Below are 13,427 nucleotides of genomic sequence, written 5' to 3'. Positions count from 1 at the left end.
CGCCTGACCAGATCGTAATTAGTTGACGTATTGTATAATTTGCCACGTGATTCCGAAGATGATTAAAAGGATATAGCAACATGTTAATAGTAAAAAATATACTCGCCATGTTTTTCGTAGAACTAGCGTCGTTCGGAATTCTTTCACTCTCAATCGTTCGATGACCGAAAAAATGATGGCTAGAACACAAACCACCCCCATCACGTAGAACCCAAGCCACTCATCCCAAATCGCATGAATGAGTATAATTACTGCCACGCTCAAAAATGAAGTTGTCCAATCTACTGCCCATCCAAATCTTCTTGATGGAGATATGCCTAGTTTTTTTGCCAGCGCTACTAATACAATTAATATGATGAACGGAAATAATAAAAGGCCTCCAAGTATGTTTTCAACCATTAGCTCGCTTCACTTCCATTGATACCATATAACATACTTTCCAATAGTTTCAAAAACGGCGCATGCCCACCCCTTTGTTCAATTTTCTGCAACACCGCTGTGACAATCGTCTCAATTTCCATAGGTTTTCCTTTCAAACGATCTACTAGCATAGAAGATTGATTGCTAGCAGTTCTGCGACATACAGAAGCGATGTCCTCATAAGATAATTCTTTTTCCATTTCTGGAAAGTTGGATAATAATTCGTCACACAGCTGATTAAACAATTGTAGAAAATAGACATTATCAAGTAATTGACCATTTCTTACTTGCAGAATCGCTGTCAATGGATTAATCGCGCAATTAATGATCACTTTTCTGAGTAGCAATTTTTCGGCATTTGTATGAGTGTTAATCGGGAAGTGCTCTACATCAATACATTGTAACCATCGGATCATGTGATCTATTCTTTCATCAGCAGCAATCGTGATAGGACCTACACCATTATGTCGAACCGTTCGATCATCTATTCGTTTGGCTCCATGCTCCACCGTCGCAAAAGATACATGTGTAAGTTGGTACTGGTCAATAACAGACACGTGACCAATTCCATTTTGGACGAACAATAGGTCTGGCTGTTTTTTCAATGTACTGATCGATAGCAAGACTTCAGGCAACGCGTCATATTTCACAGCTATAATCCACAATGCGTCAATCGGCAACTCTTCAGGAGCTACTACAGCACGTACGGCGAAATGGTCATGAGCACCCATACTATCTAACCGAATTAAGCCTTCCCTCAACTGAATAGCCTGTTCTTCCCGTCGTACCCAAAAAGTCACATTTGCTTTATGTTGCGCTAAATAGGAGCCAATTAACAATCCAATAGAGCCTGCCCCAACTACTACAACCCGCATATATAGGTCCTCCTTGAAAAAGAGAGACCCGTCTAACGTGTCTCTCTTAAATGATTCTATTATACAGGATAGACAGGATGTTTTCTCGGAGAACGAGCTATTACTTTTGATTCATAATAATCGAACCTATTAGCTAATACACTTCGAAGATTATGGGGAGCCACAATTTCATCGATGATCAGTTCAGAAGCCATCTTATAAATATCAATTTCCTGTTTATATTCCTCTATTTTCTCCTTACTAAAAGCAATTCGTTCTTTCGGATCCGTGATCGCTTCGATTTTGTTGGAATAGACCGCATTGACAGCAGCCTCAGGTCCCATGACAGCAATTTGTGCAGTTGGTAGCGCAATACAGACATCTGGCTCAAAAGCAGGCCCTGCCATCGCGTATAAGCCGGCTCCATATGCCTTGCGGACAATCACTGAAATTTTAGGAACCGTAGCAGAGCTCATCGCCATAATAAGCTTCGCACCATGACGAATAATCCCTTGCCGCTCTACCTTTGTACCAATCATAAAGCCAGGAACATCAGCAAGAAATAAAAGCGGAATGGAAAATGCATCACATAATGTAATGAACTTGGTCACCTTATCAGCTGAGTCGACAAACAATACGCCTCCTTTTACTTTAGGCTGATTCGCGATCACCCCGACTGGACGACCTTCGATCCGAGCAAGTGTGGTGATGACTTCCGGAGCAAACAGTCGTTTAATCTCAAATAGACTATTTTCATCCACCAATTGTTCGATCGCTTCATACATATCAAACGGTGCGTTTTGATGTTCAGGAATGATCTCTTCTAATTGTCGCCCTTCTTTAACCCGGCCTGCTTTCGCCAACTTAGGAGGCGCTTCATAATGCGCAGGGAAGTAGGATAAATATCTGCGGGCTTCAACTATTGCTTGCTCCTCGTTGTCGACTAGGACATCTCCACATCCGCTAACCGTGCAATGCATGCGTGCACCGCCCATTTCTTCCAGTGTCACTTTTTCTCCAATGACTTTTTCCGCCATCCTTGGGGATCCCAAATACATGGATGCATTCCCTTCGACCATAATGACGACGTCACAGAAAGCAGGGATATACGCACCACCTGCAGCGGATGATCCGAATAATATACATACTTGAGGAATCATACCTGACAAGCGCACTTGATTGTGGAAAATCCGCCCTGCTCCTCGGCGATTTGGAAACATATCTAATTGATCCGTAATTCTAGCTCCTGCAGAATCGACTAAATATAACAAAGGAACACGCAACTTTTCGGCTATCTCTTGGATCCGGATGATTTTTTCTACTGTCCGTGCTCCCCATGAACCAGCCTTCACTGTGGAATCGTTCGCCATCACGCATACTGTTTGTCCGTTGATTTTCCCTGTTGCCGTCACGACACCATCAGCCGGAAGATCATCCGCTTCACAATTAGCTAACTTTCCATCTTCTACATATTTTCCTTCATCAAATAATAAACCCAAACGCTCTCGGACGAACAATTTTCCTTGTTCCTCTAACTTCTGGTGGTACTTTTCAGGTCCGCCCCCTGAGATTCGAGCAATAATCTCCTCTAGCCTTGCATTATAAGCCGTCTTTGTCGATTCATTTGTCAAGAAATCTCTCCACCTTCCCTCAAGATTGGATTGTGACTAACACATCGTCTTCGTTTACGAAATCTCCTTCATTTCCGTTAATAGCCATAACCGTTCCATCAATCTCCGCCTCTAATGGAATCTCCATTTTCATCGATTCCATAATGATGACCACTTGTCCTTTAGTAATCGTTTCTCCCACTTTGACTTCAATCGAAAAAATTGTACCTGCCATGGCCGCTTTCACTTCATGCATCACAATCACTCCTCTTATTCTATTGGTCTAGATGGTTTTACATAGGACGTCTTCCATTTAGTGTATCTCATCTCTGAAACCGTTTACAAGTAAATATATAGCTGCATCAACAGTGTATGTCTGTCACGACTCGAACTTTACTTGCTTTTTGTTAAGAATTGCTGGACAGCTTCATGATGCGCTTCGCTTTCCCAGAGTACAGAGCAGACACGCGCTTCTTCCTGCATCGCTTGCTGCAAATTATTTGTTTTCCATTTCCTTGTAGCAATTGTTTTATATGCACGATGGACATTACGATGCACTTTTAGCATGGGCGCTAAAAATTGCTCCAGTGCTACGTCAACATCTCCCTCATAGATTTCAGTAGCCCATCCAAGCTGCTTTACATCATCTGCCGAATGAACGCTCGCTCTGCTCGTCATCTGAAGAAGCTGATCATGCGGGCCATTTTTCTCAAACAGCAATGTTGCGCCACCCCAGCCTGAAGTGATGGCTAAAGTCCCTTGAATGAAACCTACTTTCGCATGTGATGCAACTAAACGATAGTCACATGCAGTAGCTAATTCACAACCGCCACCGACTGCAGCACCATTTACTACGGCAATAGTCGGCATGGGCAATGTAGCAATTCTATAGAGTATAGTTGCCCCTCTACTCAGCATAGGCCAAGCATCCTCTGCCGTTTCAAATCCATGAAAATCACTTAGATCACCGCCAGAACAAAACGCCAGATTTCCTTCTCCGGTTATGACAGCGAATGAAATTTCTGGATCGTCTTCAATACGATCCAAGTATTCTTCTAGACCTTCCATGACATCATAATTTATCGCATTTCTCATTTCAGGTCGTTGGATCGTAAAATACGCGATCGAATTCTCAATACTGAATGAATATGACAAAATAATTCCCCCTTTTTTTCTAGCATACCATCTTTTTAAAAAACAAAAAAGACTACCCTGAGCCATGGTCTCTGGGTAGTCTTCTATTCGCTGTGTGAATCTTATTATTCGCCTACAACGTCTTTTCCTTTGTAGTGTCCGCATGATTTGCAAACGTGGTGTGCCAATTTCATTTCGCCACAGTTTTCGCAAGTAGTCATACCTGGCGCTTCAATTTTGAAATGAGTTCGACGCATATTTTTCTTCGTTTTAGAAGTTCTTCTTTTTGGTACTGCCATTGGGGGGCACCTCCTTATAAGGGTTTACTCTTTATCGGTTTCAAAAAAATTAGCCAATCCCGCTAATCGAGGATCCACTTTTTCTTCTGCTTCTTCTGTCCGTTGCGCTTCCAATTCTTCATCGGTTGTATAGGACCAACCTTTACCTTCCGCCTGCTGCCTATCTTCTGCTGAATCACAGAATACTTGCATCGGGATTTCCAGCAAAATAAGTTCTTCCAATACAGGCGTAAAATCGATTACTTCCCCTTCAACTGGATGAATTTCATCATCTGTTTGAAGCGTCTCCGGGTCCCAGCTGAATTGTTCAACTGATTCAATGGAGAAAGGATAATCGACGTCTTCCCACGTACGTGCACAAGGCAAAATTATCGAACCTTCTAGCCGGAGCTGGCATGTTAACTTTTTCTCACCAATTGAACATGTTCCGCTTACTCGAACAGGCGTAATTGCCCTAATTTCGTCATTCCGTTTTTTAACGGAATCTAAATTTACTACTTCGTCAAGCAGTAGCGGGCCTTGCCTATGTTTCCGTAATTGATGAATGGACCATTTCATGTCTATCACCTCAAGACAACAATGTTGATTATAGTATGTAAAATAAGGGATGTCAAGATATTTTCTTGTCACTTCAACTCGCTACACGCTATAATTCACTATACACGAGTTGAGAGGAGGATTCCATTGATAGCTACCGGAATTGTCGTTGAATATAATCCATTTCATAATGGGCACCTCTTTCATCTGAAAGAAGCGAAAAGACAAACTGATGCGGATGTGATCATCGCTGTGATGAGTGGGCATTTTCTTCAAAGAGGTGAACCAGCCATCGTAGATAAATGGACACGCACCAAAATGGCTCTTGCAGGCGGTGCAGATCTAGTGATTGAACTGCCCTATGCATTTGCTACCGCTCACGCACCTCAATTCGCTTCAGGTGCAATTCAACTTTTAGAAGCGCTGTATTGCCGCTATTTTTGTTTCGGCAGTGAAGAAGGAGCCATTTTACCATTTACTAATAGCCTTACATTGATTTCTGAACACCAACAGGTTTATGAAGAAACGATAAAAGAATCAATGAAAGCAGGGATAAGCTATCCAAATGCATTGCGTAAAGGTTACGAGTCCATCTCCAGCGATAGGGAAATTGCCTTAGCAGACCTATCCGAACCAAATAATATTTTAGGATTTCATTACATGCAAGCGGCAAAAGAAATACAATCAACTATGATCCCCGTAACGGTGGAGCGAAAAGGAACGCATTACCATGATCCTACGTTACCTACGGATTCAATAGCGAGTGCGACGAGCATTAGACATACGATTTTCACAAACAATTCAGTTCCAGATGTGCAACCGTTCATGCCATCAGCTTCTTTTCATTACTTGAAGAACTGGGGGCATCAATATGGGTTTCAAAGCTGGGAAAATCTCTATCCTCTTCTCCGTTACAGTATTCTTCGCGAAGAGCCAGAACGCCTGATAGAGATTGCTGACATTACGGAAGGAATTGAATGTTTACTTTTTCGGGCTGCAAAAGAACAAAATACCTTCCAAGGTTTTATGCAAGCCGTCAAATCAAAACGCTACACATGGACAAGAATCCAGCGAATGCTTGTGCATATTTTAACGGGTTATCGTAAAACGACTCGAGCACAGATTAACACCCCTTCCTATCTACGACTGCTGGGCATGTCAGAGACAGGAAGAACCTACTTACAGTCCGTGAAAAAACAGTTACCATTACCCCTTGTCAGTAGGGTGGCCTCCCATTCAGACTGTTCTTTACTAATGGATATAAAAAGTACAGATATTTATATGTGTGGCATCCAATCGTCCGCTTCCTCACTTGGTCTGGATTACCGAACCCCGCCAATCTTTCTGTAAAAATATATTTATTTCTCTTCTAGCTGTTCTAAATAACGTAACGCATCATCCACTGTTTTCACTGGCACGATTTTCATTTTCGTGCCAATTTTATCAGCTGTCGTTTTTGCTTCTTCATAATTGGATACAAGCTGTGGGTTTTTCCGTTTCACTTCTATCGGCAATTCATCGTCTGGAGCAAAAAATATTTCAATATCCTGGCGATCTGCCGCAATTACTTTAAAGTCGATACCACCGATACGCCCGACTGTTCCATCTTCCAGCATTTCCCCAGTTCCAGCTATATTGTATCCTTTTGTCAGATCTTCATCCAACAACCGATTCATTAGCTCTAGGGTGAACATCAAGCCAGCTGAAGGTCCTCCGATATCTTCCGTATGAATATCCACTTTCGGTTCCGTTCGAAGTTCTATCTCTTCCTCAAATTGAATGCCCAGCCCCACTCGCTTGTCTGTACCCGGAAGTGTTTGTAATTGTAACGGAATTGTCAATACCTGTCCTCCACGCTTCACTTGGAGGCTCACGTTTTCCCCTGCAGATTTATCTCCAATTTCATCCATGAATTCCTGGGCGGAAGATAGTTTCTTTTGGTCAATAGACTGGATCAGATCCCCCACTTGTAATTTCCCTACCGCAGCCCCTTCAGGTACTACACCTACTATATAAATCCCCTTAAAAATCCTTTCAATAGGCAGTCCTGTTTTCTCAAACGCTACAGAAATCGCGTGCATCTTGGAATCTGTCATTAATTTCTTTTGTCGTATAGAATACTCTTCGTCATTTTCTCCGTGCCTTCTCACATTAGCAGCCGGCAACAGCTTCATTTTGTCTGATACATGAGAAAATGCGTAGGTTATAGGCGTTGCTTTCCCAATTGCTATTGTCATCAAACTAAATGTTCCTTGCTCATCTTGATCTCCCCCCACCACTTCCACAAGGGGTTTTAAATTATAAGCCCCACCCGGCCGAGAAATATACATATCTAACGGATAAAGAGCCAGAACCGCTACGAGCGCAAGGATTATAGCTACTATCCCCCATTTACGCATTTTCATAAAAGCACACCTCCATTAATAGCCTGTACGAATCCAACATATATATTACGGTAGATTTCAATGTAGTTCAAAAATTAGGAAGGAGAGGTACAAATGCATAATCATTTTCCTATCCGCCACACTTGCCTATGATCAACGTTACTGTCATTTGGGCACTGATCATTTTATTCATTATTCAGCCTGATGTAGCACACGCAGGGGCTGTCTCAGGTGCCCAATTATTTATTCATGCCTTGCTTCCTTATTTGCTGCCTTATATTATTTTAACGCAATGGTTGTTGAAAATGCCTAGCAATCACCTTCATACGAGTCAATGGAACAGATACATAAAAGCCTATGTACTCGGCTCGTTTGGAGGGTTTCCTGTAGGTGCCGTGACAGTTAGCGAAATGAAAAAAAACGGAGAAATCTCAACCGTAGAAAGCAGTTTGTTATTGGCATCTTGTCATGCACCTGGTCCGATGTTCATCATTGGCTTTGTTGGAAATGAATTGTTTGGCAGCGTATCAAGTGGTTGGAAACTACTCATCGCGATTCATTTGGCGAACTTGTTATTTTTCTTCTTATCGCTGTTCATTTTACGAAAACAACGTGTGAATACAGTGAGAACGACACCCGTGGAACAGGATAAAAAAATGTCGCCGCTACTTAGCTCCATCAAAGATAGTTCATCCGTCATTTTGTTAGTAGCTACTACAGTGATCTTTTTCTCTTCACTCGGCAACGTCTTATCACATCTAATCTCCTCCATTTTCCCGGTCGACATGGAGATTACCAAAACCTTATTATTAGCAATATTTGAAATGACATCCGGCGTCCAATCCGCAACAGAGCATTTTAGCGGGGACACAATCTATCCGCTGTTGATTGCTGCCATTATCTCGATCAACGGCCTGAGCATCCATATGCAAGTCATGACGCTAGCAAAAACCGCTGGCATCGGTATCCTCCCCTATATTATTGGCAGGGTATGGAACACCTTGCTCGTGCCGTTGCTGTTCATTTTGATGTATTAGATTTAGCAGTCGATTTATCAAAATTAAAAATGGTTATGATGATAAATTCATCATAACCATCCTGAAGTATGTCGTTTTTTCAAGAATTCATTCCTTATTGAACTTACGAATCAGTGCATCATTGACATGGGCAGGCACTAGAGAGGATACATCTCCTCCGTATTGCGCAACCTCTTTGACGATACTAGAGCTCAAGAATGAATACTGGCTCTTCGTCATGACAAAAAACGTCTCGATACTTTCATCCAGCACTCTATTCATCGATGTGATTTGCATCTCATACTCAAAATCCGAAATCGCCCGTAATCCACGAACAATCACAGATGCATTAATTTTATGAGCGTAGTCTATCAACAATCCTGATGAAGAATCAATGGACACATTGCCATATTGAGACGTCACTTCTTGGATAAGTGCTATTCGTTCCTCTACAGAAAAGAGCGGTTTTTTCGAAGAGTTATTCATGACAGCTACATGCACTTCAGGAAAAGTTCTAGCTGCTCTTTGTATAATATCCAAATGTCCATTCGTCACCGGATCAAAACTGCCCGGCACAATCGCGATTTTCGCCATACGCTTATCCTCTTTTCTCATAAATAGTGATAGCTGTATTTCCATAAACTGCCGAATTAATTTTTGTATACGCTTCGTACTGTTCTGGCATCGTTACATGTTTCTCATGCTCACAAACGATCATTGCATCTTCTGCTAATAAATCTTCATTCACCATCTCTTTGATCAGATCATAGTATTCCACTGCTGCATAGGGAGGGTCAATAAATAATAAGTCAATGACTACACTTCTTTGCTTTAAAACCTTGGCTGCTTGTCGCGCGTCTTTTCTTTCAATATGTAATAAATCTTCAAAACGGCATTTTTCGGAATTGGATGTAATTACAGCACAAGCTTTCGAGTTTTTTTCAAATACAATCGCTTGATCCATTCCTCTTGATAATGCCTCTATGGCGATGGAGCCACTGCCACCGAAAAGCTCGACGACAGTTCCTCCTTCAAAATATGGTCCAATTTTATTGAATACTGACTCTTTCACTTTGTCAGATGTCGGCCTTGTGGAAGTACCAGGCAAAGACTTTAATGGCGTACCTTTTCTGGAACCGGAAATGACTCTCACTCTTTTTCCATCTCCTTTATAAGCTGTTCAATTTGTTCAACAGCAATTGACTCATCGGACTTTTCGATCAGCACTAAAAATATGCGTCTTAGCCAATTTTCATCAAAATACAATTTTTTATTGATCACTGTATATGGCTTTTCTAGATAGTCATACTTTCGATCATTTAATACATAAAATGGTTCCACTTTTGAAAAACGATAATGACGTTTTGGACTTTCAATATAGATGGACTGTTTATTTGAAGTGATTTCATAACCCATCTGCGTTAATATCTCATCAGCAGGATAAAAGCTTTTTCCCTCTAGTACGACCACCTTCGCCTCTTTCAACTCATTTCCATCCAAAAGCACCTTTCGAGGATCCATCAATAAAAACGGATAACTATATCGCTGCTCATGCATCGTTTTCTGGAAATACTGTGTTTCAAAACTCGTCACTTCCAGTAGTAGATGATCCAACTCTTTAGCCGCAAGCTTTTGACCAATTTGATCTCGCACTTTTTGACGAAACATGTTAAATTGCTCCTCTGATAGTGACTCCTTCAGACGATTGAAAGCTCCTTGTTCCGCTTTTGTACCCACTGCTTGATCTCCGAGGATCGAGGCAAGCATGCTATTCATAGACGGCTCATCTGCTGGAATCATAAATCGTGACTGGACGCTCATTCTAGCCATTTGCTTTAAAACGTTACTCATGTTCTCTGGTTTATCCACTACAAAGCGTTGAGCGTACAATGTCTGATTCCTTGGAGACAGAATCACACTCACATGATCACCACCGATTTCCTCTAGCATCTTTTCCATTTGGTCAATCTGCTTTTTCTCGACACCTTCCCCGTAGACTGACATTTTGTTTCCAGAATATGAAATAGGTATAGCATTTGATTGCCAATACAATTCATTAACGAAGCCAACTCCACGATATAGTCGGTACGTAATCCGCTCTTTATCTGCTATACCGACCCGTTCCAGACCATTCACCCACATACCGCCAATATTTTGTTCATCTGTCATATGAAAAACAGTTGTCAACGGTTTAGCATCCTGCAAGAGTGCGAAAGGTGCTTTAAATAATTTACGCCCTCTCAGCGGCTCTTTTTTCGGTATTTTATACGTAATAGACTGCTGATCCCGTTCGCCTTCATCAAATACGATTCCCGCTTCATTTAACCGAGAACACGTATCGGAATCTTCTTTCCAGCAACCTTGATCTATACTACCTTCTGGCCATATAATTTCATATCGCCCTGTAGCTAAGTCATAAAAGTGATGACGAATGTACAATCCATCTGCCCGATTAATGACTTCAATTTCTTGACGGTACGTATCAGGATGATTTTTCTCTCCATTCGCAGTCGCAGATTGACTATAATGTAAATAAATGAGTCCTGCATTTACACCCACTAATAAAAGAAAAATCCTAATGATAGTTTTCAAAGTACAACACCTCATCACATGGTATGATGGATATGATCCATTCCAACTGTCCTTTCGCAATTTATCCAAGATAGCTAAAGGACGGTACATTTACACGATCATTACTATAGAACAAAACAAATTGCTTGAAAGGAAGATCTTTAATATGATCCAACAACGTTTTATTGAACTAGGAGAAGGTTATAGTGACATTTACGAGTTATTCGAGTTAATGTCTACAAATTCCCATAGAATTTTTAAATCCTATATTTTTTCGTCTGAAACTGATTCGGGCGAACATCTATCATTAGCAGTTTCTTTTTCCCCTGCACGATCCGATAGCCATTACATGCCAATTTATCTCTGCAGGGAAGGTATTAGACATTCTGAAAACAAAACATCAAAACGATACGACTTATTTGTTGAGCATGCAGAGAAGCTTAATAGCACGCCTGTGAGATTAGAAATTAAGCATTCATCTCAATTCGCGGAAAAAGAATTGTTTTACCAATATATTATCGGTATATTGCGTTTGAATCACTTACTGCCACCACTTCACTAAAAAGTGTTCATAACTAGTTATAGACCCGTTTTATAATCGTATTCTTTCGCTTTATCTGGCTTGGCGTTTTCGTATACTGTGCTTACGAATGGACGGTACGAAGGCAAAACTTTTTTCACAGCAGACAACCGTTCTAATTTGCTAATGGTCCCTTCTACTTCGTCTTGATCACAGTATAGAACAACATATTTCATCCTTTTGGAAATATAATGGACATGCCCAAATTTACGTAGTGATTTCGCTTGTTTTAAATGATGGAGATAGACAATTATTCCTTGTCGATCAATCATGATTCTCCCCCTCTTTCTTACTCCATACAATACCATAGGTGAGAAAAGTCCTGCAACCTTGCTTATCAAATGTATAGAGCAGACCTGTTTGAAAATAATTATATAAGACGAGTCAAATTTATTTATCTGGTGGATAATTAAGCTAGCGAGTGCTCGAGGATATGTCCCATACCCCAATCTAGCGTAAGCGCAACTTGCGGAATCGGCCTGACGCCACGAGACAACTAGCGCCCTTTGCTAGTTAGCTCCTGGCGTCAGGCAATCCCCCCAGCACCGTAGCGGTAACAGAACCACTCACACACACACTAATAAAAAGATCGCTTGAACAAGATCAGCAACAAAACGGGATAACTCTCCCTAAACTTACCACTCACCAGCGAAGGCGCAACTGCGGGGTCAGCCGAAGCTAGGAGACAACTAGCGCCCTTTGCTAGTTGGCTCCTGGCGAAAGGCAATCCCCCAGCGCCGCAGCGGTAACAGGACCACTCACCCACTTACTTCCCTTAATAAAAGCAATCCACCAACAGGAACTGTAATTTGATTGATTCACAATCAACTGCGAGGTCTGCTGTTGCGGTAACAGGACATACAACCAAAACTATAAACCTGGAAAATCACATGAATTCAATCTATATAACTTCGAATTCTTTGATTCAATGATTGCACAACTTCAAACGAATAGGTTACACTAAGTTAGATATAAGCATTCATTCAGTTTAAGCTGATTGAGGAAAAATAGCAGAGTTCCTGTAGTAACTGAGGAGGTTATAGAGTGGGTAGGAAAACAAAAGTTGCTTTAACTGTAGGGGCTGCGAGCGTTGCTGCTTGGGCTGCTTCCAAAGTTGTCGTAAAGCCAGAGCCGCGTGCACTAAAGAAAGCGCTTCAATTTTCTGAAATTGCTGTTATAGCAAATATTGATCATGTTGAAGACTCTTCAATCCATTCGCTCACAGCATACACAAATGCAGCAGATTTGGGCGTTCACGGATTTGTTGCGGATATCCAGCTAACCAAAGATGAAGAAATCATAGTGTCTCCTAGCAAAGAGATAGCATGTTCGGGTACTATCGCTGACTTCACGTTAGCAGAATTAAAAAGTGAATATGGTTCTATTTCTGACCAATCCGAGCAATCTGTACATCCTAATACTACGACGATTATCTCTTTACGAGAGCTGTTGGAAATGTTCCCCCAGTTACTTATTATCATTTCGATGAGTGATTCGCCAAATACGTATGAAGGTAGCTTGATCCCCTCAAAATTATGGCGTTTGTTGAAAGAGATGGATGCTGCTGATCGAGTAGTGGTGACTAGTTCGTATGATGAACAAATTGATCGCTTTAATTTATATGCACAAAATTCTGTAGCTTTAGGTGCGGGCAGTGAAGAAATCAAAAAAGCCTATGTAGCATATACTAGCAAATTTGGTCATTTATACAAACCGAATGCCGACTTATTTTATCTGCCTGAAAAACTCGGTATATTCCCCCTCGTATCAGAAGGATTTGTAGACTTTTTACATCAGCTGAATATTACGGTATTTTATGAGTTATCGGATACTGCCGATATCCAAAAACTATCGAAACTAGAGGTTGGCGGATTCGTTACGAAAACCCCTGATCATATCTTGAAATATTTTAACGAAAATTAAAACCCTACATTTCAATGTAGGGTTCAGACTGTAGACAAAAGGGTTGGAAATCGTAACGATTTCCAACCCTTTTGTCATTTCGGTACTAAAATCAGAGAA

At 41.2% G+C, this 13,427-nt stretch carries 16 protein-coding genes; 4 read left to right on the top strand and 12 right to left on the bottom strand.

Going from position 1 to position 13,427, the window contains the following annotated elements; translation table 11 throughout:
* Positions 1 to 18: 18 nt before the first annotated feature.
* From GD002_RS04725 to GD002_RS04695, 7 genes are all read right to left on the bottom strand, one after another.
* Complete coding sequence (locus GD002_RS04725; protein WP_153731197.1) at positions 19 to 399, bottom strand: DUF3397 domain-containing protein; 381 nt, start codon at positions 397 to 399, stop codon at positions 19 to 21.
* Complete coding sequence (locus GD002_RS04720) at positions 399 to 1,295, bottom strand: ketopantoate reductase family protein (protein WP_153731196.1); 897 nt, start codon at positions 1,293 to 1,295, stop codon at positions 399 to 401. Before GD002_RS04720 ends, GD002_RS04725 begins: the two co-directional genes overlap by 1 nt.
* Before the next feature lie 59 nt (positions 1,296 to 1,354).
* Complete coding sequence (locus GD002_RS04715) at positions 1,355 to 2,905, bottom strand: acyl-CoA carboxylase subunit beta (RefSeq protein ID WP_153731195.1); 1,551 nt, start codon at positions 2,903 to 2,905, stop codon at positions 1,355 to 1,357.
* Positions 2,906 to 2,924: 19 nt separating this feature from the next.
* A complete protein-coding gene (locus GD002_RS04710; protein ID WP_153731194.1) occupies positions 2,925 to 3,140 on the bottom strand; it encodes a biotin/lipoyl-containing protein in 216 nt (71 codons plus the stop codon).
* A gap of 137 nt (positions 3,141 to 3,277) precedes the next feature.
* Positions 3,278 to 4,039, bottom strand: a complete 762-nt coding sequence (locus GD002_RS04705; RefSeq protein ID WP_228548303.1) for an enoyl-CoA hydratase/isomerase family protein — start codon at positions 4,037 to 4,039, stop codon at positions 3,278 to 3,280.
* A 104-nt stretch (positions 4,040 to 4,143) separates the two neighbouring features.
* Positions 4,144 to 4,317: a 50S ribosomal protein L32 gene (gene rpmF, locus GD002_RS04700; RefSeq protein ID WP_009765612.1), complete on the bottom strand. Its 174-nt coding sequence runs from the start codon at positions 4,315 to 4,317 to the stop codon at positions 4,144 to 4,146.
* Between the two features lie 24 nt (positions 4,318 to 4,341).
* The gene (locus GD002_RS04695) at positions 4,342 to 4,875 is read right to left on the bottom strand and encodes a YceD family protein (RefSeq protein ID WP_153731192.1); all 534 of its coding nucleotides are present in this window, start codon (positions 4,873 to 4,875) and stop codon (positions 4,342 to 4,344) included.
* Positions 4,876 to 5,001: 126 nt separating this feature from the next.
* On the opposite strand from GD002_RS04695, the gene GD002_RS04690 reads away from it, so the two are divergent.
* The gene (locus tag GD002_RS04690) at positions 5,002 to 6,204 is read left to right on the top strand and encodes a nucleotidyltransferase (protein ID WP_153731191.1); all 1,203 of its coding nucleotides are present in this window, start codon (positions 5,002 to 5,004) and stop codon (positions 6,202 to 6,204) included.
* An 8-nt stretch (positions 6,205 to 6,212) separates the two neighbouring features.
* On the opposite strand, the gene GD002_RS04685 is transcribed toward GD002_RS04690, so the two are convergent.
* Positions 6,213 to 7,259, bottom strand: coding sequence for a SepM family pheromone-processing serine protease (locus GD002_RS04685; protein WP_153731190.1), 1,047 nt, complete (start codon positions 7,257 to 7,259; stop codon positions 6,213 to 6,215).
* 128 nt (positions 7,260 to 7,387) lie between these two features.
* Between GD002_RS04685 and GD002_RS04680 the strand changes: the two genes are divergently transcribed.
* Positions 7,388 to 8,275 (top strand): hypothetical protein, encoded by an 888-nt coding sequence (locus GD002_RS04680; protein WP_153731189.1) that lies wholly within the window; start codon positions 7,388 to 7,390, stop codon positions 8,273 to 8,275.
* An 87-nt stretch (positions 8,276 to 8,362) separates the two neighbouring features.
* On the opposite strand, the gene coaD is transcribed toward GD002_RS04680, so the two are convergent.
* From coaD to GD002_RS04665, 3 genes are read right to left on the bottom strand one after another with little or no spacing between them, the layout of a single operon-like run.
* Positions 8,363 to 8,848 (bottom strand): pantetheine-phosphate adenylyltransferase, encoded by a 486-nt coding sequence (coaD, locus tag GD002_RS04675; protein ID WP_153731188.1) that lies wholly within the window; start codon positions 8,846 to 8,848, stop codon positions 8,363 to 8,365.
* Positions 8,849 to 8,852: 4 nt separating this feature from the next.
* On the bottom strand, positions 8,853 to 9,407 hold the full coding sequence (gene rsmD, locus GD002_RS04670; protein WP_153731187.1) for a 16S rRNA (guanine(966)-N(2))-methyltransferase RsmD: 555 nt from the start codon (positions 9,405 to 9,407) through the stop codon (positions 8,853 to 8,855).
* On the bottom strand, positions 9,404 to 10,846 hold the full coding sequence (locus tag GD002_RS04665; protein WP_153731186.1) for a hypothetical protein: 1,443 nt from the start codon (positions 10,844 to 10,846) through the stop codon (positions 9,404 to 9,406). Before GD002_RS04665 ends, rsmD begins: the two co-directional genes overlap by 4 nt.
* A 145-nt stretch (positions 10,847 to 10,991) precedes the next feature.
* On the opposite strand from GD002_RS04665, the gene GD002_RS04660 reads away from it, so the two are divergent.
* The gene (locus tag GD002_RS04660; protein WP_153731185.1) at positions 10,992 to 11,387 is read left to right on the top strand and encodes a DUF7147 family protein; all 396 of its coding nucleotides are present in this window, start codon (positions 10,992 to 10,994) and stop codon (positions 11,385 to 11,387) included.
* A 17-nt stretch (positions 11,388 to 11,404) separates the two neighbouring features.
* Here the strand turns inward: GD002_RS04660 and GD002_RS04655 are convergent, their stop codons facing one another.
* On the bottom strand, positions 11,405 to 11,677 hold the full coding sequence (locus GD002_RS04655; RefSeq protein ID WP_153731184.1) for a YlbG family protein: 273 nt from the start codon (positions 11,675 to 11,677) through the stop codon (positions 11,405 to 11,407).
* A 772-nt stretch (positions 11,678 to 12,449) separates the two neighbouring features.
* Between GD002_RS04655 and GD002_RS04650 the strand changes: the two genes are divergently transcribed.
* On the top strand, positions 12,450 to 13,328 hold the full coding sequence (locus tag GD002_RS04650) for a glycerophosphodiester phosphodiesterase (RefSeq protein ID WP_153731183.1): 879 nt from the start codon (positions 12,450 to 12,452) through the stop codon (positions 13,326 to 13,328).
* The last annotated feature ends 99 nt before the right edge of the window (positions 13,329 to 13,427 follow it).

Source organism: Sporosarcina obsidiansis (assembly GCF_009651005.1).
Lineage (GTDB): Bacteria > Bacillota > Bacilli > Bacillales_A > Planococcaceae > Sporosarcina > Sporosarcina obsidiansis.
Note: the sequence above shows the minus strand (reverse complement) of the source record. Positions and strands in the feature narration are given on the sequence as shown.

Excerpts from the sequence above, each read along its gene's own strand:
- GD002_RS04695 (WP_153731192.1), bottom strand. The coding sequence starts at position 4,875 with ATGAAATGGTCCATTCATCAATTACGGAAACATAGGCAAGGCCCGCTA.
- GD002_RS04685 (WP_153731190.1), bottom strand. The coding sequence starts at position 7,259 with ATGAAAATGCGTAAATGGGGGATAGTAGCTATAATCCTTGCGCTCGTA.
- GD002_RS04660 (WP_153731185.1), top strand. The coding sequence starts at position 10,992 with ATGATCCAACAACGTTTTATTGAACTAGGAGAAGGTTATAGTGACATT.
- GD002_RS04655 (WP_153731184.1), bottom strand. The coding sequence starts at position 11,677 with ATGATTGATCGACAAGGAATAATTGTCTATCTCCATCATTTAAAACAA.
- GD002_RS04725 (WP_153731197.1), bottom strand. The coding sequence starts at position 399 with ATGGTTGAAAACATACTTGGAGGCCTTTTATTATTTCCGTTCATCATA.
- GD002_RS04720 (WP_153731196.1), bottom strand. The coding sequence starts at position 1,295 with ATGCGGGTTGTAGTAGTTGGGGCAGGCTCTATTGGATTGTTAATTGGC.
- GD002_RS04680 (WP_153731189.1), top strand. The coding sequence starts at position 7,388 with ATGATCAACGTTACTGTCATTTGGGCACTGATCATTTTATTCATTATT.
- rpmF (WP_009765612.1), bottom strand. The coding sequence starts at position 4,317 with ATGGCAGTACCAAAAAGAAGAACTTCTAAAACGAAGAAAAATATGCGT.
- coaD (WP_153731188.1), bottom strand. The coding sequence starts at position 8,848 with ATGGCGAAAATCGCGATTGTGCCGGGCAGTTTTGATCCGGTGACGAAT.
- GD002_RS04710 (WP_153731194.1), bottom strand. The coding sequence starts at position 3,140 with ATGCATGAAGTGAAAGCGGCCATGGCAGGTACAATTTTTTCGATTGAA.